This is a genomic window from Agrobacterium sp. Ap1 (genome assembly GCF_017313375.1).
Classification (GTDB): Bacteria; Pseudomonadota; Alphaproteobacteria; order Rhizobiales; family Rhizobiaceae; genus Neorhizobium; species Neorhizobium cellulosilyticum.
Genome location: NZ_JAFLMY010000004.1, coordinates 353,722 through 373,784, shown reverse-complemented (window position 1 = coordinate 373,784; position 20,063 = coordinate 353,722). Strand labels below are relative to the sequence as shown.

Here is a 20,063-nt window from a genome sequence, read left to right as displayed (position 1 = left end):
TGCGGATCGAGATGTTTTCATCGGAGACGGGTTGAAAATTACCTGTAACGTTTCAGTTTTTTCTGTAATAACCGGACTGCGTCATTCAAAAGCCAATGGCGGCAATCGATGCGAGCAGCAAGATGGACGAGATCAGAAAAACATCCACGAGCAGCGCGGCGGCTAACGAACGCCCTACCCTCAAGACGATCGCCTTCATGACGGGTCTTGGGATCACGACCGTATCGCGCGCGCTGAAAGATGCGCCGGATATCGGGTCCGAGACCAAGGAGCGGGTACGACTGGTGGCGCGCCAGCTCGGCTACCAGCCGAACCGGGCGGGTGTGCGCCTGCGGACCGGCAAGACCAACGTGATCGCGCTGGTGCTGAGCATCGAGCAGGAATTGATGGGCTTCACCAGCCAGATGGTGCAGGGAATTTCGGAAGTGCTGGGGGGAACCCAGTATCACCTTGTGGTGACGCCGCACTCCTTCGAGAAAGACCCGATGGTGCCGGTGCGCTACATTCTCGATACCGGTTCGGCGGATGGGGTGATCATCTCGCGCATGGAACCGGAGGATCCGCGCGTGCGCCTGATGACGGAACGGAACCTGCCTTTCGTTACCCATGGGCGAACGGATATGGGCATCGCTCACCCATTCCACGACTTCGACAACGAGGCCTATGTCTATCAGGCGGTGCAACGCCTCGTGCAGCGTGGAAGACGGCGCATCGCGCTCCTGGCGCCGCTCAGCCGGTTTTCCTACCAGATACATAGCCGGATAGGTTTCGAGCACGGCATGAACGATTTTCAGGTGACGGAAGTTTCGATGGGCCGGATGACCACGGAGACGCCACTCGAGGAAATCCGCGCCTATGCGGAGCGCCTGTGTCGCCTTACTGAGCCGCCGGACGGTATCATCTCGCTCAGCGGATCCGCATCGATCGCACTGGTTGCCGGAGCCGAGGCAGCCGGACGCCGGCTAGGCAAGGAGATCGATATTGTCTCGAAACAGTCGGCCGAATTCTTGAACTGGATCAGGCCGGAAATGCTGACCGTGACGGAAGACGTGCGTCACGCCGGCCGGGAACTGGCAAAGGCGGTACTGGCCCGTATCGACGGTGTAGCGCCCGAATTGCTGCAGAGTATCGATGGTCCGGTCTGGTCGCTGATGGGACCGAAGGATTAGGCACTACCTGCAAAAAAGCCCGGCACTTGGCCGGGCTTTTTCATCTAGTTTATCAAGCGATCAGGCGAAATCGGCGAGGCCGCTGCCCCAGGGGCCGTGATGCTTGTCGACGCCATCGAGGCGGTCGAAACCGTGCGCGCCGAAGAAGTCGCGCTGGGCCTGGATGAGGTTGGCCGTGCCCCTGCCGCGACGGTAGGCGTCGAAGTAGGAAAGAGCCGAAGTGAGCGCCGGAGCCGGCAGACCGTTCAGCGCGGCATAGGAGACGATGCGGCGAAGCGCGCCGTCGGTTTCCTTGACCAGCTGCGAGAAGGCCGGGGTGACGATGAGGTTTGCCACGTTCGGATCCTTGGTGAAGGCCGAGGTGATCTCATCGAGGAACTGCGAACGGATGATGCAGCCGGCGCGCCAGATCTTGGCGATGGTCGGCATCGGCAGGTTCCAGCCGAATTCCTTCGAGGCTTCCGCCATGACGGCAAAGCCTTGCGCATAAGCGCCGATCTTGGCGGCCAGAAGCGCGAGTTCCAGATCGGCGAGGAACGCCATTCCGTCCTTAGGGCGATCTACCAGAGCCGGCTTGCCGAGGATCTTTTCGGCGGCTTGGCGCTCTGACCGGAGCGAGGAGATGACGCGGCCGGCAACGGCTGCTTCGATGGCGGTCGCTGCAACGCCCATGTTCTGGGCCTCGATGACCGACCACTTGCCGGTGCCCTTCTGGCCGGCACTATCGACGATGACATCGACCATAGGCTTGCCGGTGATCGGGTCGTTGGCCTTCAGCACCTTTTCCGAGATTTCCATGAGATAGGAATCAAGACGGCCTTCGTTCCAGCGGCCGAAGACGCCGCCGATCTCGGGTGCGCTCATGCCGAGGCCATCACGCAGGATGCCGTAGATTTCGGCGATCATCTGCATGTCGGCATATTCGATACCATTATGGATGGTCTTGACGAAGTGGCCGGCACCGTTCGGGCCGAGCCAATCGACGCAGGGTTCGCCGTTGAATTTTGCCGAAATCGAGGTCAGGACCTTTTCGACGCGCTTCCAGCTGTCTTCCGTGCCGCCGACCATGATGGATGGTCCGTGACGCGCACCTTCCTCACCGCCGGAAACGCCCATGCCGATGAAGGTCAGGTCGCTGCCTTCGAGGCTCTTGAAGCGCCGCATCGTATCGCGGAAATTGGCATTGCCGGCGTCGATCATGATGTCGCCGGACGACAGGTAGGGCTTCAGAAGTTCCATCTGCTGATCGACCGGATCTCCGGCCTTGATCATGATGATGATCGGGCGTGGCGGGCGGATGGCCTTGATGAAATCTTCCATTGTTTCGCACGGAATGATCTGGCCCTGAAGAGCGCCTGCATCCGCGTAGAATTTCTTGGTGACTTCGGTAGTGCGGTTGAAAACCGCGATCTTGTTGCCTTTTTCAGCAATATTGAGGGCAAGGTTGGCGCCCATGACGCCAAGGCCGATTAGGCCGATTTCTGCCTGTTCCACGGGAGGAGCCTCCGATTTTGTTGCGCCTTCTTTTGGCATTGGTGCGCCATGGGGGCAAGGGAGCGATTGTCTAAATCGGTGACATTCTGCATTTGTCTGCCCCCATAGCCTGCCCCTATAATTCGGGCCTGTCAGCCGGGGCGATCCTCGCCATCGTCGATGATGCGCCAGGCGGCACCGTCGAGATCGTCATACTGGCCGTTCTTCAACGACCAGAGGAAGGCCGCAAGCCCGAGGCCGCCTAGAAAGAGCGCGACCGGGATGAGGTAGATGAGCATGTTCATGCGGCGCGCATCTTTCCTTTTTCAGCCGTCTTCTCGGCCCCCACCTGTGCCGTCAGATCCTCGCTGCCGATCCGGTTCAGGCGCAACGCGTTGACGACGACGATGATCGAAGAGGTGGACATGGCGACGGCGGCGATCAGCGGCGTTGCATAGCCGGCAAGCGCGATCGGCACGGCGATGATGTTGTAACCGATGGCGAGCCCGAAATTCTGCCGGATCAGGCGGCTTGCGCGGCGCGAGATATCGATCGCCAGAGGCACGGCATTGAGGCTTTCATGCATGAAGACGAAATCTGCGGCCTTGCGGCCGATATCCGCCGCGGTAGCCGGCGCCATCGAGACATAGGCCGCGGCGAGCGCCGGCGCATCGTTGATACCGTCGCCGACCATCAGCACCTTGCGGCCTTCGCCGGCAAGCGAAGCGCAATAATCGGCCTTGCCCTTGGGCGAGACTTCCGCCTTCCAGCGGGCGATGCCGAGTTGAGTGGTCAGCGCCCTTACCGGCCCGGCGCGATCACCCGAGACGAGGTCGACCGGCATGCCGTCAGCTTCGAGCGTGCGGATAGCCGAGGCGGCGTCCTGACGAAGCGCATCCTCGAAACGGATGCAGGTAACCTCGTGACCGTCGCGCGACAGCACGACTTCGAGATCGGCGTTTTCGCTACCGGCTGCATCACCGCAGGCGAAGCGGCGATTGCCGAGCCGATAGAGCCCTTCGGCACGGCGCGCCTCAAGCCCGCTTCCGGGGATTTCGATCACGTCGTCGAAGAGCGGGAACGGGCCGGATGCCACAGCGCAGATCGCCCGCGACAGCGGATGGCGCGAATGGGCGGCAAGGCCGGCTGCGAGTGACAGGACCGGCCCCGGAATATCGCTGCCATTGACGAGGCGTGGACGGCCGAGCGTCAGGGTTCCCGTCTTGTCGAAGATGACGCTGTCGGCTTGAGCGAGCCGTTCCATCGCCGAGCCGTCCTTGACCATGATGCCGTTCTTGAACAGGCGACCGGCGGCGACCACTTGCACGACCGGTACGGCCAGACCCAATGCGCAGGGGCAAGTTATGATCAGGACTGCGATGGCGATCAGCATGGCGCGCTTCCAGTCCCCGCCGGCAAGCCCCCAGGAGACGAAGGCGGTGAGCGCCAGAAGGTGGACGGCGGGCGAATAATATTGCGCGGCGCGGTCTGCGAGACGGCGGTAACCGGCCTTGGCGCCTTCTGCCACTTCCATCAGCGAGATGACTTCGGCGAGGAAGGATTCTCGTGCCGTTGCGGTGACCTTGATGATGAGCGAACCGGTGAGGCTGAGCGTGCCGGCATGGACGGCGGCACCGGCAGCGACTGCCTGCGGCACGCTTTCGCCGTTGACGATCGAGACGTCGAGATCGCTTGCGCCCCATTCGACGGTGCCATCGACCGGGATGCGTTCACCGGCAGCAATCGCGACGCGATCTCCGGGCTTCACATCCTCGACGGGGCGGTATTCGCGCGTGCCGTCGGGCAAGACGACCATGGCACCGCGCGGTGACAGGCGTGCAAGACCGCTGATCGCCGCCCTCGCCCGATCTCGCATGATATGGTCCAGCGTGCGGCCGATCAGCAGAAAGAACAGAAGCGAGACGGTGGCATCGAACCAGGCATGTTCGCCGTGATGCATGGTTTCCCACAGCGACACCACATAGGAGAGCGTGATCGCAAGAGCGATCGGCACATCCATATTGGTGCGGCCGCGTTTCAGCGCCGCCCAGGCGGAAGCGTAGAAGAACCGGCCGCCATAGATCAGCGCGGGCGCGGCGATGAAGGCGGAAATCCAGTGGAACATGTCGCGCGTGGCATCATCGGCACCGGACCAGACGGAAACGGACAGAAGCATGATGTTGGCAGCGGCGAAACCGCAAAGGGCGACTGCGCGCACGAGATCACGCTGCAGCTTGTCGCCATCGTCGAGCGAGGCATCGAAGAGATAGGCGTCATAGCCGGTTGCTGCAGCGATCGAGCCGACGAAATCGGCAGGATCGACGGCCGATGCGTCGGGGTTCTGGTGCCAGACGATGGAGACGCGTTTGGTGGAAAGATTGACGCGGGCTTTTTCCACTGCGGGCATGACCTTCAGTGCATTTTCGATCGAGACGATGCAGGCGCCGCAATGGACGCCGGGTACGCTCAAATCAACCTGCCGCCGGCCCTCGCCGAGATCGCGGCTTGCCAGCAGCATTTCTTCGGAAGACGGTGCGGATCTGACGATCTCTCCTTCCGTTCCGGGTGCGCAGCAGCTCATTTCCTTGCTCCACGAACGGAAACGCGTTCCGCATGGTGGAGGATGCGTTGTCCGCCGCGCTCGGCGATTGCCTCGACAATCCAGTGACCCGGCAGGATCTCATGGGAAGCGCTGAAAGCTCCCTTGCCTTCTGCGGTCATATCGATGCTGAAATCCTGATGCTCGCCGACAGGGCGCTTGAAATTGAGGACAAGGTGGTCTGCCTCAACCGGCTGGCCGTCGGGGCCGAGCACTTCATAGCGAGCTCCATTGGCGGCAACGGCGAGCCGGCCGTTGACACCCGTCGCGGCAAGCGCCCTCGCTTGGGCCACCTTGCCGTTGAACTGCTGGCTGGCGACATAGGTGTTCGGGACGACGAGACCGCTCCAACTGGTAATGGCGTTATAGGCCATGAAGACATTGACCGATATGATCGTGCCGAAGAAGAGAACCATGACGCCCACCATGTGCCAGCCCGTGAAAACGAAGCCCTTTTGCGATGCCGTGCTCATCTTTTGCCTCCTGGTACGAAAAAGTTAGCCGAGTAACTGTTGCGCTCGTGACTGGAGCGGTCTTCGGCGATGAAATGGAAGGATGCTTCGCTTTTGGCTTCATCCTTCGGCAGCGTGACATAGACCTTCAGCGCCATCGCCTTGTCCGGCGCGGCCTCGATGGCGAATTCGCGTCCGGGCACGTCCGAAATGCCGATGATCTTCATCGTCGCCTCCGGCATGCCGTCAAGCGTCAGCATGATCGTGCGCGGTTCGGGGATCATGTTGAGGAGGCGAACGGTGTAGCCATTGCGGATGGAACCATCCGACTCCATGACGAATTGCGGATTGCGGTCATGCAGCACGTTGATTTCCAGCCGGTCGCGGGACAGGAGCGCAACGACAAGGCCGATGCCGACCGCAGTCCAGACGCCCATATAGAGCAGCGTGCGCGGGCGAAGCAGGATTTTCCAGTTGAAATGGCGGACGCCTTCAACAAAACCACCATCCGGCTTGCGGGTTCGGGTGGGATTGATCGGCGAGGTACCACCGGCCGTCGCCAGCGCCATGTTGGCATCGTATTCGTCGAGCGTCGCATAAGCGATCAGGCCGCGTTCCTTGCCGATCTTGTCCATCACGCCATCGCAGGCGTCGATACAGAGCGCACAGGTGATACAGGCCATCTGCTGGCCGTCGCGAATGTCGATGCCCATGGGACAGACTGCGACGCAGGCGTTGCAATCTACACAGTCGCCGACGATCTGGCCGCTCGCTGCCGCCTTCTTGGCGTGGCGGCTGCGCGGTTCACCGCGCCAGTCGTTATAGGTCACGACCAGAGAATGCTCGTCGAGCATGGCGCCCTGAATACGCGGCCAGGGACACATGTAAATACAGACCTGCTCGCGCATCAGGCCACCGAGCAGATAGGTGGTGGCGGTCAGGATGGCGACGGTGGAATAGGCAACGAAGGCGGCCTGACCGGTGATGAAATCGAAGGCAAGAGATGGCGCGTCGGCGAAATAGAAGATCCAGGCGCCGCCTGTAGCGATTGCGATGGCAATCCAGATCGAATGCTTGACGACACGCTTGGCGATCTTGTTCGCTGTCCAGGGGCCGGCATCGAGTTTCATCCGCGCATTGCGATCGCCTTCAATGAAGCGTTCGACGACGAGAAAGAGATCGACCCAGACCGTCTGGGGACAGGCATATCCGCACCAGGCGCGACCGACGGCCGAGGTCAGCAGGAAAAGGCCAAAGCCCGCCATGACCAGAAGACCGGCGACGAAGATGAATTCCTGCGGCCAGATCTCGATGAAGAAGAAATAGAAGCGCCGGCTGGCGAGATCGACAAGCACGGCCTGATCGGGTGCGAAGGGGCCACGATCCCACCTGATCCACGGCGTCAGATAATAGATGCCGAGCGTGACAAGCATCACCAGCCATTTGAAACGGCGGAAACGTCCCTCGGCACGTTTGGGGAAAATCTTCTTGCGTTTTTCATAAAGCGGCTGGCGTTTTTCGCCAGGCGAATGCACCGCCTTGACATCAATCCGTTCGACAGATGCGTCACCTGCGGCAACGCTTTCGGCGGTATAGAGTTTCATCGGAACATTCCTTTGCACCATGCCTTTTCCCACCGCGCGACCCTCAATTCCTTGACGCAAGTCAAGGCATGCAGCATTCGCAGACCGGTTCACGCCCCTCGCCCATGCGGACGACAGAACGGAGATTACAATGACGCCAATGCCCGCACGCATCATTCACACGACGATCGATAGGCCCTGGCGTGACGTTTACGCCTTCGCATTCCAGCCGGAAAACATGCCCCGATGGGCTGCCGGCCTCGCCTCTGGCTTGAGCCGAGAAGGCGAAGACTGGATCGGCGACGGTGGGCCTATCGGCAAGATCCGTGTGCGGTTTACGCCCCGAAACGATCTTGGCGTCATCGATCACACCGTCACGCTGGATACAGGGATGAGTTTCGAAAATGCACTGCGGGTCGTGCCCAATGGCGATGGCGCAGAAATCATGTTCACCTTGCTCCGACAGCCAGACACGGACGATCAGGCTTTCGAGGTGGATGCGGCGGCCATCCAAACGGACCTAGGCACCCTGAAGCATATCCTTGAACAATCCTAATCGGCTGTAACCTCCTGCCATACCGGATGTTCGATGGCCGGGACCCAAGGATCCCGGCCCAAAAGAGTTTCTGCCCTTGAAGGACTGAAACTCTACTCCCCGCCTCCCAGGGAATGGACATAAACTGCCAACTGCTTGACGGTGACGTCACCAAGACGGGTGGTCCAGGCCGGCATGACGCCGTGCTTCGGTGCACGGATCTGGCCCGCAATCTGATCTTCACCATGCACCTTCAGCCAGATGGCGTCGGCCAGGTTCGGAGCACCCAGATCGCGATTGCCCTCGGCATTTTCGCCGTGGCAGGACGCGCAGTTATCCATGAAGATCTGCTTTCCGGGTTCGACCATAGAAGGATCGCGAGGCTTACCGGTGAGGCTGACAACATAGGCCGCTGCCTGACGTATTTCGTCCGGCTGAAGCACATCCGCAAAAGCGGTCATCTCGCCGATACGAGTATCGGGATCGACAGCATCGCGAATTCCATGCGCAACAGTCTGGTAGATGGCATCTACGCTGCCACCCCAAAGCCAGTCATCGTCGTTAAGGTTGGGATAACCTTCACCACCGGCTGCACCGGTTCCGTGACAGGGCGTGCAGTTGACGCGGAAAGCCGCCGCGCCGCCGGCCATGGCAAACTGATTGAGTTCAGGGTTGGCGATGATTTCTTCTGGTGTCGCCGCCGCGATCCGTTCAAGGATTGCGCCCTGGGCTGCTTTTGCTGTCGCCATTTCGTCCAACAGCGCACCACGGCTGGAATAGCCGAGAACACCGCGGGTCGCATCGTTTACCAGCGGCCATGCAGGATAAAGGATGGTGTATCCGAGAGCCCAGACGATCGTGGCGTAAAACGTCCACACCCACCAGCGGGGCATGGGATTGTTCAGTTCGCGGATGCCGTCCCACTCGTGGCCGGTGGTTTCGACGCCGCTGATCTCATCGATATGTTTGTCCGCCATTTTAGTCCTCCTTCAGAGGGATCTGGGCGGCATCGTCTGCATGAGACTTCGAGCCCGGGCGCAAAGTGAACAGGATGACGCCGGCGAAGAACAGGGTCATGGCGAGCAGCCCCCAACTGTCGGCGAATTGGCGGAGTGCGGTATAGGTTTCCATATCACGCCCTCCTCAGCGGTAACCGGTTGTGTCGTCATAGGTCGAAAAATCGACCAGCGTTCCGAGCATCTGCAGATAGGCGACCAGCGCATCCATTTCGGTCAATTTGGTCGGATCGCCGTCGAAATCGCCGACCTTTGCCTTCGGATACCGTGCCAGCAAAGCGCTGGTATCGGCATTCGGATCGGCCTGCGCCTTCAGATCGGCATTCGCCTCTGCGATCATCTCGTCAGTATAGGGAACACCGACGGTGCGGTTTGCCTTCAGATCCATGGAGACATCGGTCACTTCGAGCGTATTTTCCTTGAGGAAGGAATAGCTCGGCATCACCGATTCCGGCACGACGTCGCGCGGTTCGATGAGATGCTGTACGTGCCACTCGTTCGAATAACGATCGCCGACGCGTGCCAGATCCGGCCCGGTTCGCTTCGAGCCCCACTGGAACGGATGGTCGTACATCGATTCCGCCGCAAGGCTGTAATGACCGTACCGCTCCACCTCGTCGCGGAACGGGCGGATCATCTGGCTATGACAGACGTAGCAGCCCTCGCGGATGTAGATGTTGCGGCCGGCGAGCTCCAGCGGCGTATAGGGCCGCATCCCGTCGACTTTCTCGATGGTGTTTTCGAGATAGAAGAGCGGTGCGATTTCCACGATACCGCCGATGGAAACGACAAGTAGTGATCCGACGAGAAGGAGCGTGGCATTTCGCTCGATGAATTTGTGTTTATCGAGAAGAGACATGCTGTCAGCTCCTTATTCGGCCGGCTGCAGACCGGCGGGGGCGACACCGGGGGTGCGTTCCTGCCGTTCGTGACCGAGAATTGTCATTGTGACGTTGAATGCCATGAGCAGTGCGCCGGCGAGGAACATGAGGCCACCGAGGGCGCGCAGCAGGTAATAGGGGAACATGGCCGCGACAGTTTCCGCGAAGGAATAGACGAGGAAGCCCTGGTCATCATACTCGCGCCACATCAGGCCCTGCTGGATACCGGCAACCCACATGACGGCGGCATAGAGAACGATGCCGAGCGTTGCGAGCCAGAAGTGCCAGTTGACCAGCTGCAGGCTGTAGAGCCGCTTGCGGTTCCATAGTTTTGGCACGAGGAAATAGACCGCGCCGAAGGTGATCATGCCGTTCCAGCCGAGTGCGCCGGAGTGGACGTGACCAATGGTCCAGTCGGTATAGTGGCTGAGCGAGTTGACGGCCTTGACCGACATCATCGGGCCTTCGAAGGTCGCCATACCGTAAAAGGCGACGGCCATGACCATCATGCGGACGATCGGGTCAGTACGGATACGGTCCCAGGCGCCGGAAAGCGTCATCAGGCCGTTAATCATGCCACCCCAGGACGGCATCCACAACATGATGGAGAAGACCATGCCGAGCGTCTGCGCCCAGTCGGGCAACGCTGTGTAATGCAGGTGGTGCGGGCCTGCCCAGATATACATGAAGATCAGGGCCCAGAAGTGGATGATCGACAGGCGGTAGGAATAGACCGGACGGTTCACCTGCTTCGGGATAAAGTAGTACATCATGCCGAGGAAGCCGGCCGTCAGGAAGAAGCCGACCGCGTTATGGCCGTACCACCACTGGGTCAGGGCATCCTGCACGCCGGAGAAGGCCGAATAGCTCTTGATGCCCAGGAAAGAGACCGGCATCGCCAGATTGTTGACGATGTGCAGCATGGCAATCGTGACGATGAAGGCCAGATAGAACCAGTTCGCCACATAGATATGCGGCTCCTTGCGCATGAAGATCGTGCCGAGGAAGACGACGAGATAGGCGACCCAGACGATGGTCAGCCAGATATCGACATACCATTCCGGCTCCGCATATTCCTTGCCCTGGGTGATACCGAGCAGATAGCCGGTTGCCGCCATGACGATGAAAAGCTGGTAGCCCCAGAACACGAACCATCCGAGATTGCCGCCAAACAGGCGGGCCCGACAGGTGCGCTGGACAACGTAGAATGATGTGGCGATCAGGGCGTTGCCGCCGAAGGCGAAGATGACGGCTGAAGTATGCAGCGGGCGCGTGCGACCGAAATTGAGCCATGGCTCAATGTTCAGATCAGGGAAAGCCAGTTGCAGGGCAACGACAACGCCGACCAGGAAGCCGACGACACCCCAGAAAACAGTGGCGATCGTGCCGTATTTGATGACTTCGTCGAAATATTCCGACTTTGCCGGGACGGCTCGTGGTGCACCTGCGGGTGCGAAAGAGACGCGGCGCAGCATGACGATGCTGCTGATGCAGAGTGTCAGGAACAGCACCCACATATGGGCGGCAAACAGACTGTCATGCGCGTAAGCCGCGCCAAGCAGCGCCAGGAATGTCCCGATTACCAGCGCTGCAGTTTCCAAAGGGTAGTTCATTGTTGGTATCCCCCAACGGCGTGATTGGCCGTCGCGAGGGTGGCTAAACAACGATTCCGAACGAATCCCCCCTGCCACTTTCCGTCGCGACCACCGCGACAGATGGCAGCAGGCCACGTCAAATGCCTTGATTTGAATCAACGCAAGTAAGCCGGGCATGATGGAACTTTGCGCGATCAACGGTCATGCAGCTTCCGGAGGTCAGACTTGAGACACGATATCGATCTGACGAATGCAGTTCTGTCTGCTCAGCCCGTCCGACAATACGATCAGGACGTCATCATGTCGTGGATCCGGCAGGCGCATGGGGAACAACTCGCGCTTTGCGTCGAACTTGAAGAAATCGCCGACTCGCTGCCTGCGAGCATCAACAAACAGAAGTGCATCTATGCCGCCAAGGCACTCTGTCCGCTGATCCGCAGCATCCACCATTACGAAGAGAGCGTTCTGTTTCCCCATATTGCACGACAGCACGCCCATTCTGGACCGATGCTGGCAACGCTTTCACGGCTCAAATTCGAACATCTCGAGGATGAAGGCTATGCGGAGGAACTGACGGAAGCGCTCTTGCGCCTTGGCTCAGGCGAACCTGTCAATGACGAAGCAGTAGGATATATGTTGCGCGGCTTCTTTGAGGGCGTAAGGCGGCATATCGCCTTCGAAAAGGCCTATCTGCTACACGACTACCTGCCGTTCAGCCCGATATCTGAGTAACGACCGGTCAGTCGGCACGTCGCCGCCGGCGATCTTCCTTCTCCTGCATCACCACCAGCGCTCCGATCAATGTTCCCGATCTGCTTATCGGCGACATGCGGCAATGAATGACGACTGTGCGGCCCTCAAGCTTGTCAGCATAGGTCAAGGTCAGGCTCTCGCCTGCAAAACAACGATCAAGGCTGGGCTGCAGATCATGACGGAAATGATGCAGTCCGACAAATTCGGCGAAATGGCGGCCAATGAGAGTATCGCGCGGCACATCCATTCGCTGCGCATTGGTTTCGTTACTATAAAAGATGCGATAACCGGGCGCGACAACCATGACCCGTTCCGGCAGGCTATTCAGCAGCGCATCATCGAGATAACCGTCGGCGATGGCCTGCGGGATATCGACGGGCTGGGCCGGATCTTCGGTGGTTTTCGTTTTGGAAGGCAGATGCTGGTCGGTTATCAGATAACGCTCGACCAGCATCTGCAGCAGGTGGCCATTGCGCCTGACGCAGCCACCATCATCGGCTTCCTCATTCAACAGATCGAGTGCGAATCGGAACTGCACGCCAATCGCCGACTGATCGCGCCCCTGGCTTCCAAGTATAGCCTTGACGAGCGGATCAATTTCCCGGTCGATCCGAGAAACCGCATCGTCGTCTTCCTGCTCGACCGCCTGGCGAAGATCAGAATATTTCGCCCAGAACAGATCAATCAATGCCTTCAAAATCGACCCCTCTCAAAACAACGCGAGAAGTGGCGCCTTCTACTGATGCGAGCCTACCCTGCATAAGATATGATTATAATTAATCATTTCGTCTAGTGCGGCCCCCAATAATGCCCCACAAAATACCATAGGATCACAAGTTATCGAAGGCAGATCAGCGCTCGACTGTTCCTTTGATGTTCCAGCGATCATGATACCACAGCCATTGTTCGGGATATTCGCGAACCCAGGTCTCCACCTTGTCGTTCAACACCTGAGCCGTACCCTGAACATCAAGGTTGCCCTTTTCATCGCGCGGCAGATCGATTCTCGGTTCGATCTCAAGGCGGAAGCGATTGTCGGGAAGGCGGATGCAGCGGGCCGGGTAGACCTCCGCATCGAACTGACGGACCAGTTTGGCCAGAAGCGGATTGGTTTTGACCGGCTGCCCGAAGAAAGAGGTCGACAGGCCCTTCTTGAATTTCTGGTCGACCAGAACGCCTACTCCGCCGCCGGCCTCGAGGCGGCGGGCAAGCGCGAAGGACGATCCCGCATGCGAGGGGACGAGACTTCCCATCCGGGCCGCACGGAAGGAAAAGACCTTGTCGGCAATGTAAGGGTTGTTCGGCGGACGGAACAGCACCATGACCTCAAGACCGAATGCCTTTCCAGCAACAGGCAGCAGTTCGAAATTGCCGGTATGCGCGGTAAAGACGATAAAAGGCCGCGGATTATCGCGTAGATCGAGGAAAATCGGTATGCCCGAAACTTCTACCCTGCCCGCTTCCGTCTTTTCCGGATCGAAATCGAAAAGCCGGTCGAGGAACACATATTCGGCAGCCATGCGCCCCATATGTCCCCAGCTGGCGACCGCGATCTCTTGGAGATCATTCTCCGACTTTTCCGGGAAAGCGTTGCGCAGATTGGTCATCATCAGCTTGTGACGCCACAGCTTCGGACCAACGAAACGCGCAACGCGATCGGCAAAACGTATGGCGGGGTCCGCCGGCAATACCTTCAACAGGTTGAGCAAGCCAAAGGTCGCCTGCGCCACCAGCCACTGCCGGAAATGCATGAGCGCCAGAACGATGCGGGTGATGACCATCTTCATGGCCGATCAATCCATGCGCAGGACGATCTTGCCGAAGATCTGGCGACCTTCCATCCGCTCGAGCGCGCGGTCGATCTCGTCGAGGGTGACTTCGGTGTCGATCACCGGATGAACGATGCCCTGCGCCATCTTCTGCATGGCGTCGGCCATGTTTTCCATGCGGCAGCCGAAGGAGCCGAGGAGCTTGAGCTGCTGTTGGAAGAGCATCATCAGGTTGACGTCGGTCGAGACGCCAGAAGTCGAGCCGCAGGTGACCAATCGGCCGCCGCGCTTCAGGCAGAACATCGAGGCGGCGAATGTATCCTTGCCGACATGTTCGAAGACGACATCAACGCCCTTCTTCTTCGTCAGCTTGCGCACGACGCCTTCGAAGCGGTCCGTGCGGTAGTTGATGACGTGATCGGCACCAAGCGCCTTGGCCTTTTCGATCTTATCGTCGGAACCGACCGTGGTGATCACGGTGCAGCCGATCTTCTTGGCGAGCTGGATGGCCGCCGAGCCGATGCCTGAGCCGCCGGCATGAACGAGAATGGTTTCGCCCGGCTGCAGTTTTGCATTGTCGAACAGCATGTGCTCGACCGTGCCAAAGGTGACCGGAGCAAGAGCGGCTGCAACCGCATCGACGCCCGGAGGAGCCGGCACCAGCTGGCGGGCCGGAATGTTCGCCTTTTCCTGGGCAAAACCGTCGAGGTGGAAGCCGTGGACGCCCGAGACGTGCTCGCAGAGATTGTCTCGTTTTTCGCGACAGGGCTTGCAGAGACCGCAGGTGCGGGCGCCGTAGATCGACACAAGCTGGCCGGGAAGGACGTTGGAAACGCCCGGGCCGATGGCTTCTACGACGCCGGAGGCTTCGGCGCCGATCGTCAGCGGCATCTTGCGCTTGGCGAATGCCATGCCGCGCCAGCCCCAGACGTCGATGTGATTCAAGGCGACGGCCTTGACGCGCAGCGTCACCTCACCGGGACCCGGGGCATCCGGCTCGGGAATATCGACGGCTTCGAGCTTGCGGTCATCGATCAGTTGCAGCGCGCGCATGTTCTTCTTTTCCTTCCGGATGCATGAGGCGGGCGCCGACGTTCAAAAATGCGTCATGCCCGGGCATGTCCCGAGCATCTGCCAACACTCAATTTCACGTATCAACGTCAATAGATCCTCGGGACAAGCCCGAGGATGACGTCCTTTTTCTGTGGCGCAGGCCTTAGACCGGTTCCAGCGTCATGACAAGGCTGGCGTTCTGGCCGCCAAAGCCGAAGGAGTTGGACAGAACCGCCTTGGGCGAGCCGTCCCGCTTCACATTCGGCACCACATCGAGCTCGATCGTCGGATCGGGATTGGTGTAGTTGATGGTCGGCGGCAGCGTGCCGGTCAGCATGGTCTGGATCGAGAATACGGCCTCCACGGCACCTGCCGCAGTCAGCGTATGGCCGATCATCGACTTGTTCGACGAAGCCGGGATGTTCTTCATGCGGTCACCGAAGACGGCGAGCATGGAGCCATATTCCATCTTGTCGTTTTCGGGCGTCGAGGTGCCATGGGCGTTGATATAACCAATACCGCTTTCATCCATGCCCGCGTCTTCGAGTGCGGCGCGAATGGTGGCGATTGCCGGGCCGCCATCCGGCGAGGACCGGGTACGGTGGAAATGATCCGCCTTTTCGCCAAGACCCTTGATGATGCCGAGCACGGTTGCGCCACGCGCAAGCGCGGATTCGACCGATTCAAGTACCAGTGTCGCAGCACCTTCGGCGATGACGAAACCGTCGCGATCCTTGCTGAACGGTTTTGATGCCTTTTCCGGCGGGTCGTTTTGCGTCGACAGGGCCGAAAGCAACGAGAAGCGCACCAGCGCCTCGACGCTGACGGAGCCGTCAGTGGCGGCAACAAGCGCCCGGTCGGTGCGACCCTGGCGGATTGCCTCGACACCAAGCTGGATTGCCGTTGCGCCAGATGCACAGGCGGTCGACAGCGTTACGGGCAGACCACGCGTGCCGAACATGTCGGCAAGGCGCTCGGAAATCGAGCCGAACTGAACGGCTTCGAGGAAGACCGGATCTGGACGTTCGCGCATGGCAGTCAAGAAGCGATCATAGGCATCGCCCTCGGTCTTCGACGGCGGCGAACGATCGGCAAGCGCAAAACGGTCATGCCATTCGGGCTCGACGGGCGGCGCGGCGAGGAAGAGCGGGCCTTCGAAATCACCCGAAAGACCGGCCTGCGCCAGCGCTTCCCTTGTCGTTTCGCGGGCGAAAGCGAAAGAACGTTCGACGGAATTGTTGGCAGGAACGGCGATAAAATCAACCGTGCCACTGATGCGGGTCGACAGACCATCGGTCGGGAACCGTGTGATCTTGTGGATTCCCGAAGTACCGGAGGTCAGCGCCGACCAGTTATCAGCAAGCCCCTGACCGAGCGAGGTGATGACACCCATGCCGGTAACGGCTACGAGCGGGCGGCCGAGGTGGTCGGTGAAGCGGTTGTCACTCATCGTCTACTCCTTCACGCGTTCGCCGAGAGGACGGCAACGCCCTCACCGCGCGTGTAACCCACCGTTGTCACCACGGCGTGATTTGCCGGCTTGGACATTGGCTTTTCGTGGTCCGTATCAAAGACTGGGACAAGGCTCTTGCCGTCGAGCGAGAGGGCCGCAAGGATCAGGCCGAGCGGGAACTGGGCTTCCAGCGCGTGACCGGTGACACCACCGAAACCACGGATCGCAGCGCCGTCGAATTCCTTTTCCAGCACGATCTTTTCGCGGGCTGCCAGATCCACAAGGCCGCTTGCGCCGGAAAACACCACCGTGTCGTCGCGCTTGAGGCCGGAGGCGGAGGCTGCGAGACGCGACAGGCGTGTTTCCAGCTTGCCTTCGTCGCGGTTGCCGCGATCACCTTCGACCGCATCGATGACGGCATAGATATGGGCGCCGCGGCTTTCGGCACGGGCGCGGGATTCCAGCACCAGGAATGCGCCAACCGACCCAGTAATCATTCCGCCGCCATTGTCACCCGAACGCGACCAAAGCGGTTGCCATTCGCCTGTCGCATGGGCACGGATACCCTCGACGAGGAGCAAAATGTCGGCGCGCTCGGCGATGAAGGCGCCGCCGACGAGGCTGTGGCTCGACTGGCCTGCCTTGATACGATGAAACGCCGTCTCGACAGCCGAAATGCCGGCAGCCTCTTCACCCATGAAGGTGCGCGAGGAACCGGTGACCTTGTGGACGATCGAAATATTGCCGGCCATCAGATTGGAGAGTTGCGCGAGGAAGAGCGTCGGCCGCAGTTCCGTCGTCAGCTTCTCGTTCAGCAGAATGTCGCGGTCGTTGCGCTTCAAGGCTTCATCGACGATCAGCGAATCGACCTTGATGTCGCGCTCACCGCCACCGGCGGCGACAATCATGTCCATCGAGGCGCATGCTTCGGCATCTTCTTTGAGACCGGCGTCATCAAGCGCCAGACCGGCGGCAAAGACGCCGAGCCGCTGCCAGTTTTCCATCTGGCGCTGGTCGCGTTTGACGATCTGGGCGGACCAGTCGATTTCCGGAAGCGGATGGACCGGATAAGGCGCGAAGCGCTCGGTTTCCACGGTCGGCTTGCCGGTGGTGACCGCAGACAGGAGCGCGACATGCGCATCCTTGCCGACGCCCTGGCCGGTGACAATGCCAATACCGGTGATCACAACATCATTGTCAGACTTCATCTCTGTCCTCTTTCGCGGACTTGCAGCTTTTGCCGCGCCTTCAAAGCAAACCGCGACCCATCAGGATCGCGGTTCAAGCTTCTGTTTCATTCCATGCCGTGGCCACAAGGCCGCCGCGCGTTTCCGCGCAACAGTCTTCACCTGCCGGCATTCATCGCCGCGACCAGACCGACTTCTTCTGCACGCTTGCGCACGATCGGCGCCAGCGGGATTTCGGAAAAGGGCATGGTGCGCAGCTTCAGCTGAGCGTCGCAGACCTTTTTGCCGCCGGACGAAATCTTCGCCTTGGTGACAGCATAGCCAGAACCTTCGTGTTCGAGATACGCTTCGATATCGAGCACGGCTTCGGGCTCGACGAAAGCGCGCATCTTGGCGCCGTCAACGGACATCAGGAACGGCATGGCGGCAAAATCGGTGGCGGCAAGCACGAGCATGCCCGACGCCTGCGCCATGGTTTCGATGAGAAGGACGCCCGGCACGAGAGGCATGCCGGGGAAGTGACCTTCGAACACGGGGCTTTTCGCCGGCACGGTAGACCGCGCCGTCAGCGTCTTTCCTTCGAGATCGAGCGTTTCCACCCGATCGATCATCTGGAAATATTCAAGCAGCATCTGGTTTACGGCAGGACCTTAGCCCTTGGCCGCCTTCAGCTCGTCGATCTTGGCGCAGAGGTTTTTCAGAACGAAATACTCTTCGGTCGAAACCTTGCCTTCATTGACTTCCTGGGTCCACTGCTCGAGCGGAATCTTGATGCCGAATTCCTTGTCGATCGCAAACACGATATCGAGGAAGTCAAGGCTATCAATGCCGAGATCGTCGATCGTGTGGCTTTCCGGGGTGATGGTTTCCCGGTCGATTTCGCTGGTTTCAGCAATGATGTCGGCAACTTTGTCGAATGTAGCAGTCACGCCCATGTCCTTTGAGAATAGGTAATTCGTAGCTCCACATAGGGAAAATGGTTCCAAATGCCAATGGCTTCGTTTTTTCGGACGCAAAATTTGCACCGAAACTGTTGCCTAAACAGCAATCGTTGACACCGCAATCATGAAGGCTTGCGACTTATACCGCAATAGAGTGCCTGCCACGCCCGCTCTCAAGATAACGATCGAAGACCGCGGCGATCGTCCGGGTAAACGGCCGCCCCTCCGGCGTAATCGTGAAGGAGGCGTTGCCGACGCGACAGATGTCATCCGGATTGCTGCGGGCAAAAGCGCGGGCCTCGGAAATCAACGCATGAGCGCCGGCCGGAAAATTGGCGAGCAAGGGCATGAAATCGAAGCCGAAATCGCACATCAGCCGCTCGATGACATAGGCGCGCATACGATCATCTTCAGACAATTCCACGCCCCGGACTGCCGCCATCCCCTCGACTTCGACCATGCGCTGATACTCCCCGGTAGCCGGCATATTCTGCACATATCCCTGCGGCAACTGACTGATGGAAGACGCGCCGAGACCTATCAACGCATCAGCGCTATCGGTCGTGTAGCCTTGAAAGTTGCGCCGCAGCCGGCCTGTCCTTGCCGCAACGGCCATCGAATCAGACGGCTTTGCGAAATGATCGATACCGATCTCCTGGTAACCCGCTTCAATAAGAAGCCGACTGGCAAAATTGCTCTGACGGAAGCGTTCGCCGATATCCGGCAATGCGGATTCGGGTATCATCGTCTGATGTTTCTTCATCCACGGAACGTGAGCATAGCCGAAAAGCGCCACGCGATCGGGCGAAAGGGACAAGATGTCGGAAAGCGTGCGCCCGACGCCTTCCAGCGTCTGATGCGGAAGCCCGTAGAGCACATCACAATTGACCGAACCGACGCCACGTGCACGGACGGCATCAACGACGGACTTGGTCTGTTCGAAGGTCTGGATGCGATTGATCGCCTTTTGGACGGTCGGATCGAAATCCTGAACGCCGAGACTTGCGCGCGTCAAACCAATCGCCGCCAGCGCATCATAACGAGCTTCGTCCAGATCGTTCGGATCCATTTCGACGCTGATTTCGGCATCGGCGGCGACATTGAATGATGCCCGCAGACAGGCCATCAGATCGGTCATGTCCTCAGGCTTCAGCATTGTCGGCGATCCGCCGCCGAAATGTATGGCCGTGACCTTTGCACCTTTCGGCACTTTTGCGCCGACAGCAGCGATCTCCAAGCGGAGTGCGGCGAGATAGGTTGTTATCGGATCATAGCGGAGCGTCTGCTTGGTATGGCAGGCGCAGAACCAACAGAGCCGATCGCAATAGGGGATGTGAAGATAGAGCGACAGATTGTTGCCGGTATCCAGTTTGGACAGCCACTGCGAATAGATGTCGCAATTTACACCAGTGTGAAAATGCGGCGCAGTCGGATAGCTAGTGTATCGCGGCACAGAGCCTGAATATTTCGCAAGCAATCTTTCGCTCATCGCACACCTCTTCTCATGTGCCTCAAGAGCTACCTGCGGAATATTTTAGCGACTTTGACTTGGATCAAGCATGAGAAGGGCAACTGAACCAAGTTCGGACCATCGATCGCCGCCT

20 protein-coding genes are annotated in these 20,063 nt (G+C 59.5%); 3 read left to right on the top strand and 17 right to left on the bottom strand.

All coding sequences use genetic code 11. From position 1 onward, the window contains the following. Positions 1 to 122 precede the first annotated feature (122 nt). A complete protein-coding gene (locus JZX87_RS10825) occupies positions 123 to 1,169 on the top strand; it encodes a LacI family transcriptional regulator (RefSeq protein ID WP_206825378.1) in 1,047 nt (348 codons plus the stop codon). A 60-nt stretch (positions 1,170 to 1,229) separates the two neighbouring features. Here JZX87_RS10825 and gnd read toward each other — a convergent pair whose 3' ends face one another. The 5 genes from gnd to ccoG all read right to left on the bottom strand — a co-directional run bounded on the left by gnd (position 1,230) and on the right by ccoG (position 7,297). Further along, positions 1,230 to 2,663 (bottom strand): NADP-dependent phosphogluconate dehydrogenase, encoded by a 1,434-nt coding sequence (gene gnd, locus JZX87_RS10820; protein WP_206825377.1) that lies wholly within the window; start codon positions 2,661 to 2,663, stop codon positions 1,230 to 1,232. Between the two features lie 131 nt (positions 2,664 to 2,794). Next, positions 2,795 to 2,947, bottom strand: coding sequence for a cbb3-type cytochrome oxidase assembly protein CcoS (ccoS, locus tag JZX87_RS10815; protein WP_112455538.1), 153 nt, complete (start codon positions 2,945 to 2,947; stop codon positions 2,795 to 2,797). Then, positions 2,944 to 5,223 (bottom strand): cation-translocating P-type ATPase, encoded by a 2,280-nt coding sequence (locus JZX87_RS10810; protein WP_206825376.1) that lies wholly within the window; start codon positions 5,221 to 5,223, stop codon positions 2,944 to 2,946. Before JZX87_RS10810 ends, ccoS begins: the two co-directional genes overlap by 4 nt. Next, the gene (locus tag JZX87_RS10805) at positions 5,220 to 5,714 is read right to left on the bottom strand and encodes a FixH family protein (protein ID WP_206825375.1); all 495 of its coding nucleotides are present in this window, start codon (positions 5,712 to 5,714) and stop codon (positions 5,220 to 5,222) included. The genes JZX87_RS10810 and JZX87_RS10805 overlap by 4 nt, the downstream gene beginning before the upstream one ends. Then, complete coding sequence (ccoG, locus tag JZX87_RS10800) at positions 5,711 to 7,297, bottom strand: cytochrome c oxidase accessory protein CcoG (protein WP_206825374.1); 1,587 nt, start codon at positions 7,295 to 7,297, stop codon at positions 5,711 to 5,713. Before ccoG ends, JZX87_RS10805 begins: the two co-directional genes overlap by 4 nt. 130 nt (positions 7,298 to 7,427) lie before the next feature. Here ccoG and JZX87_RS10795 point away from each other — a divergent pair, with 130 nt between their 5' ends. Next, complete coding sequence (locus JZX87_RS10795) at positions 7,428 to 7,832, top strand: SRPBCC family protein (RefSeq protein WP_206825373.1); 405 nt, start codon at positions 7,428 to 7,430, stop codon at positions 7,830 to 7,832. Positions 7,833 to 7,924: 92 nt separating this feature from the next. On the opposite strand, the gene ccoP is transcribed toward JZX87_RS10795, so the two are convergent. The 4 genes from ccoP to ccoN are packed head-to-tail and all read right to left on the bottom strand — an operon-like array spanning position 7,925 to position 11,321. After that, entirely contained in the window at positions 7,925 to 8,788 is an 864-nt protein-coding gene (ccoP, locus tag JZX87_RS10790) for a cytochrome-c oxidase, cbb3-type subunit III (RefSeq protein WP_206825372.1), read from the bottom strand. A 1-nt stretch (position 8,789) separates the two neighbouring features. After that, positions 8,790 to 8,942: a cbb3-type cytochrome c oxidase subunit 3 gene (locus JZX87_RS10785; RefSeq protein ID WP_148146476.1), complete on the bottom strand. Its 153-nt coding sequence runs from the start codon at positions 8,940 to 8,942 to the stop codon at positions 8,790 to 8,792. A 12-nt stretch (positions 8,943 to 8,954) separates the two neighbouring features. Beyond that, positions 8,955 to 9,686, bottom strand: a complete 732-nt coding sequence (gene ccoO / locus JZX87_RS10780; protein WP_206825371.1) for a cytochrome-c oxidase, cbb3-type subunit II — start codon at positions 9,684 to 9,686, stop codon at positions 8,955 to 8,957. A gap of 12 nt (positions 9,687 to 9,698) precedes the next feature. Then, positions 9,699 to 11,321, bottom strand: a complete 1,623-nt coding sequence (gene ccoN / locus JZX87_RS10775) for a cytochrome-c oxidase, cbb3-type subunit I (protein ID WP_206825370.1) — start codon at positions 11,319 to 11,321, stop codon at positions 9,699 to 9,701. A 207-nt stretch (positions 11,322 to 11,528) separates the two neighbouring features. On the opposite strand from ccoN, the gene JZX87_RS10770 reads away from it, so the two are divergent. Continuing rightward, the gene (locus JZX87_RS10770) at positions 11,529 to 12,035 is read left to right on the top strand and encodes a hemerythrin domain-containing protein (RefSeq protein WP_246435748.1); all 507 of its coding nucleotides are present in this window, start codon (positions 11,529 to 11,531) and stop codon (positions 12,033 to 12,035) included. A 7-nt stretch (positions 12,036 to 12,042) separates the two neighbouring features. Here the strand turns inward: JZX87_RS10770 and JZX87_RS10765 are convergent, their stop codons facing one another. The 8 genes from JZX87_RS10765 to hemN all read right to left on the bottom strand — a co-directional run bounded on the left by JZX87_RS10765 (position 12,043) and on the right by hemN (position 19,948). Then, complete coding sequence (locus JZX87_RS10765; protein WP_206825369.1) at positions 12,043 to 12,753, bottom strand: PAS domain-containing protein; 711 nt, start codon at positions 12,751 to 12,753, stop codon at positions 12,043 to 12,045. A gap of 154 nt (positions 12,754 to 12,907) precedes the next feature. Continuing rightward, the gene (locus JZX87_RS10760) at positions 12,908 to 13,843 is read right to left on the bottom strand and encodes a lipid A biosynthesis lauroyl acyltransferase (protein WP_206825368.1); all 936 of its coding nucleotides are present in this window, start codon (positions 13,841 to 13,843) and stop codon (positions 12,908 to 12,910) included. A gap of 6 nt (positions 13,844 to 13,849) precedes the next feature. Then, positions 13,850 to 14,878, bottom strand: coding sequence for a zinc-binding dehydrogenase (locus tag JZX87_RS10755; RefSeq protein ID WP_206825367.1), 1,029 nt, complete (start codon positions 14,876 to 14,878; stop codon positions 13,850 to 13,852). 163 nt (positions 14,879 to 15,041) lie between these two features. After that, positions 15,042 to 16,328, bottom strand: a complete 1,287-nt coding sequence (locus tag JZX87_RS10750; RefSeq protein ID WP_148146470.1) for a beta-ketoacyl-ACP synthase — start codon at positions 16,326 to 16,328, stop codon at positions 15,042 to 15,044. 11 nt (positions 16,329 to 16,339) lie between these two features. Then, positions 16,340 to 17,539: a beta-ketoacyl-ACP synthase gene (locus JZX87_RS10745; protein ID WP_206825366.1), complete on the bottom strand. Its 1,200-nt coding sequence runs from the start codon at positions 17,537 to 17,539 to the stop codon at positions 16,340 to 16,342. A gap of 137 nt (positions 17,540 to 17,676) precedes the next feature. Then, the gene (locus JZX87_RS10740; RefSeq protein ID WP_148146468.1) at positions 17,677 to 18,150 is read right to left on the bottom strand and encodes a 3-hydroxyacyl-ACP dehydratase FabZ family protein; all 474 of its coding nucleotides are present in this window, start codon (positions 18,148 to 18,150) and stop codon (positions 17,677 to 17,679) included. A gap of 18 nt (positions 18,151 to 18,168) precedes the next feature. Then, a complete protein-coding gene (locus tag JZX87_RS10735) occupies positions 18,169 to 18,453 on the bottom strand; it encodes an acyl carrier protein (protein ID WP_092662234.1) in 285 nt (94 codons plus the stop codon). Between the two features lie 145 nt (positions 18,454 to 18,598). Then, complete coding sequence (gene hemN / locus JZX87_RS10730; protein WP_183821807.1) at positions 18,599 to 19,948, bottom strand: oxygen-independent coproporphyrinogen III oxidase; 1,350 nt, start codon at positions 19,946 to 19,948, stop codon at positions 18,599 to 18,601. Between the last annotated feature and the right edge of the window lie 115 nt (positions 19,949 to 20,063).

Coding starts and splice junctions, on each gene's coding strand:
- JZX87_RS10735 (WP_092662234.1), bottom strand. CDS start 18,453: ATGGGCGTGACTGCTACATTCGACAAAGTTGCCGACATCATTGCTGAA.
- JZX87_RS10810 (WP_206825376.1), bottom strand. CDS start 5,223: ATGAGCTGCTGCGCACCCGGAACGGAAGGAGAGATCGTCAGATCCGCA.
- JZX87_RS10740 (WP_148146468.1), bottom strand. CDS start 18,150: ATGCTGCTTGAATATTTCCAGATGATCGATCGGGTGGAAACGCTCGAT.
- hemN (WP_183821807.1), bottom strand. CDS start 19,948: ATGAGCGAAAGATTGCTTGCGAAATATTCAGGCTCTGTGCCGCGATAC.
- JZX87_RS10760 (WP_206825368.1), bottom strand. CDS start 13,843: ATGAAGATGGTCATCACCCGCATCGTTCTGGCGCTCATGCATTTCCGG.
- JZX87_RS10805 (WP_206825375.1), bottom strand. CDS start 5,714: ATGAGCACGGCATCGCAAAAGGGCTTCGTTTTCACGGGCTGGCACATG.
- ccoG (WP_206825374.1), bottom strand. CDS start 7,297: ATGAAACTCTATACCGCCGAAAGCGTTGCCGCAGGTGACGCATCTGTC.
- ccoN (WP_206825370.1), bottom strand. CDS start 11,321: ATGAACTACCCTTTGGAAACTGCAGCGCTGGTAATCGGGACATTCCTG.
- ccoO (WP_206825371.1), bottom strand. CDS start 9,686: ATGTCTCTTCTCGATAAACACAAATTCATCGAGCGAAATGCCACGCTC.
- JZX87_RS10745 (WP_206825366.1), bottom strand. CDS start 17,539: ATGAAGTCTGACAATGATGTTGTGATCACCGGTATTGGCATTGTCACC.
- JZX87_RS10795 (WP_206825373.1), top strand. CDS start 7,428: ATGACGCCAATGCCCGCACGCATCATTCACACGACGATCGATAGGCCC.
- JZX87_RS10825 (WP_206825378.1), top strand. CDS start 123: ATGGACGAGATCAGAAAAACATCCACGAGCAGCGCGGCGGCTAACGAA.
- JZX87_RS10755 (WP_206825367.1), bottom strand. CDS start 14,878: ATGCGCGCGCTGCAACTGATCGATGACCGCAAGCTCGAAGCCGTCGAT.
- ccoS (WP_112455538.1), bottom strand. CDS start 2,947: ATGAACATGCTCATCTACCTCATCCCGGTCGCGCTCTTTCTAGGCGGC.
- JZX87_RS10750 (WP_148146470.1), bottom strand. CDS start 16,328: ATGAGTGACAACCGCTTCACCGACCACCTCGGCCGCCCGCTCGTAGCC.
- JZX87_RS10785 (WP_148146476.1), bottom strand. CDS start 8,942: ATGGAAACCTATACCGCACTCCGCCAATTCGCCGACAGTTGGGGGCTG.
- ccoP (WP_206825372.1), bottom strand. CDS start 8,788: ATGGCGGACAAACATATCGATGAGATCAGCGGCGTCGAAACCACCGGC.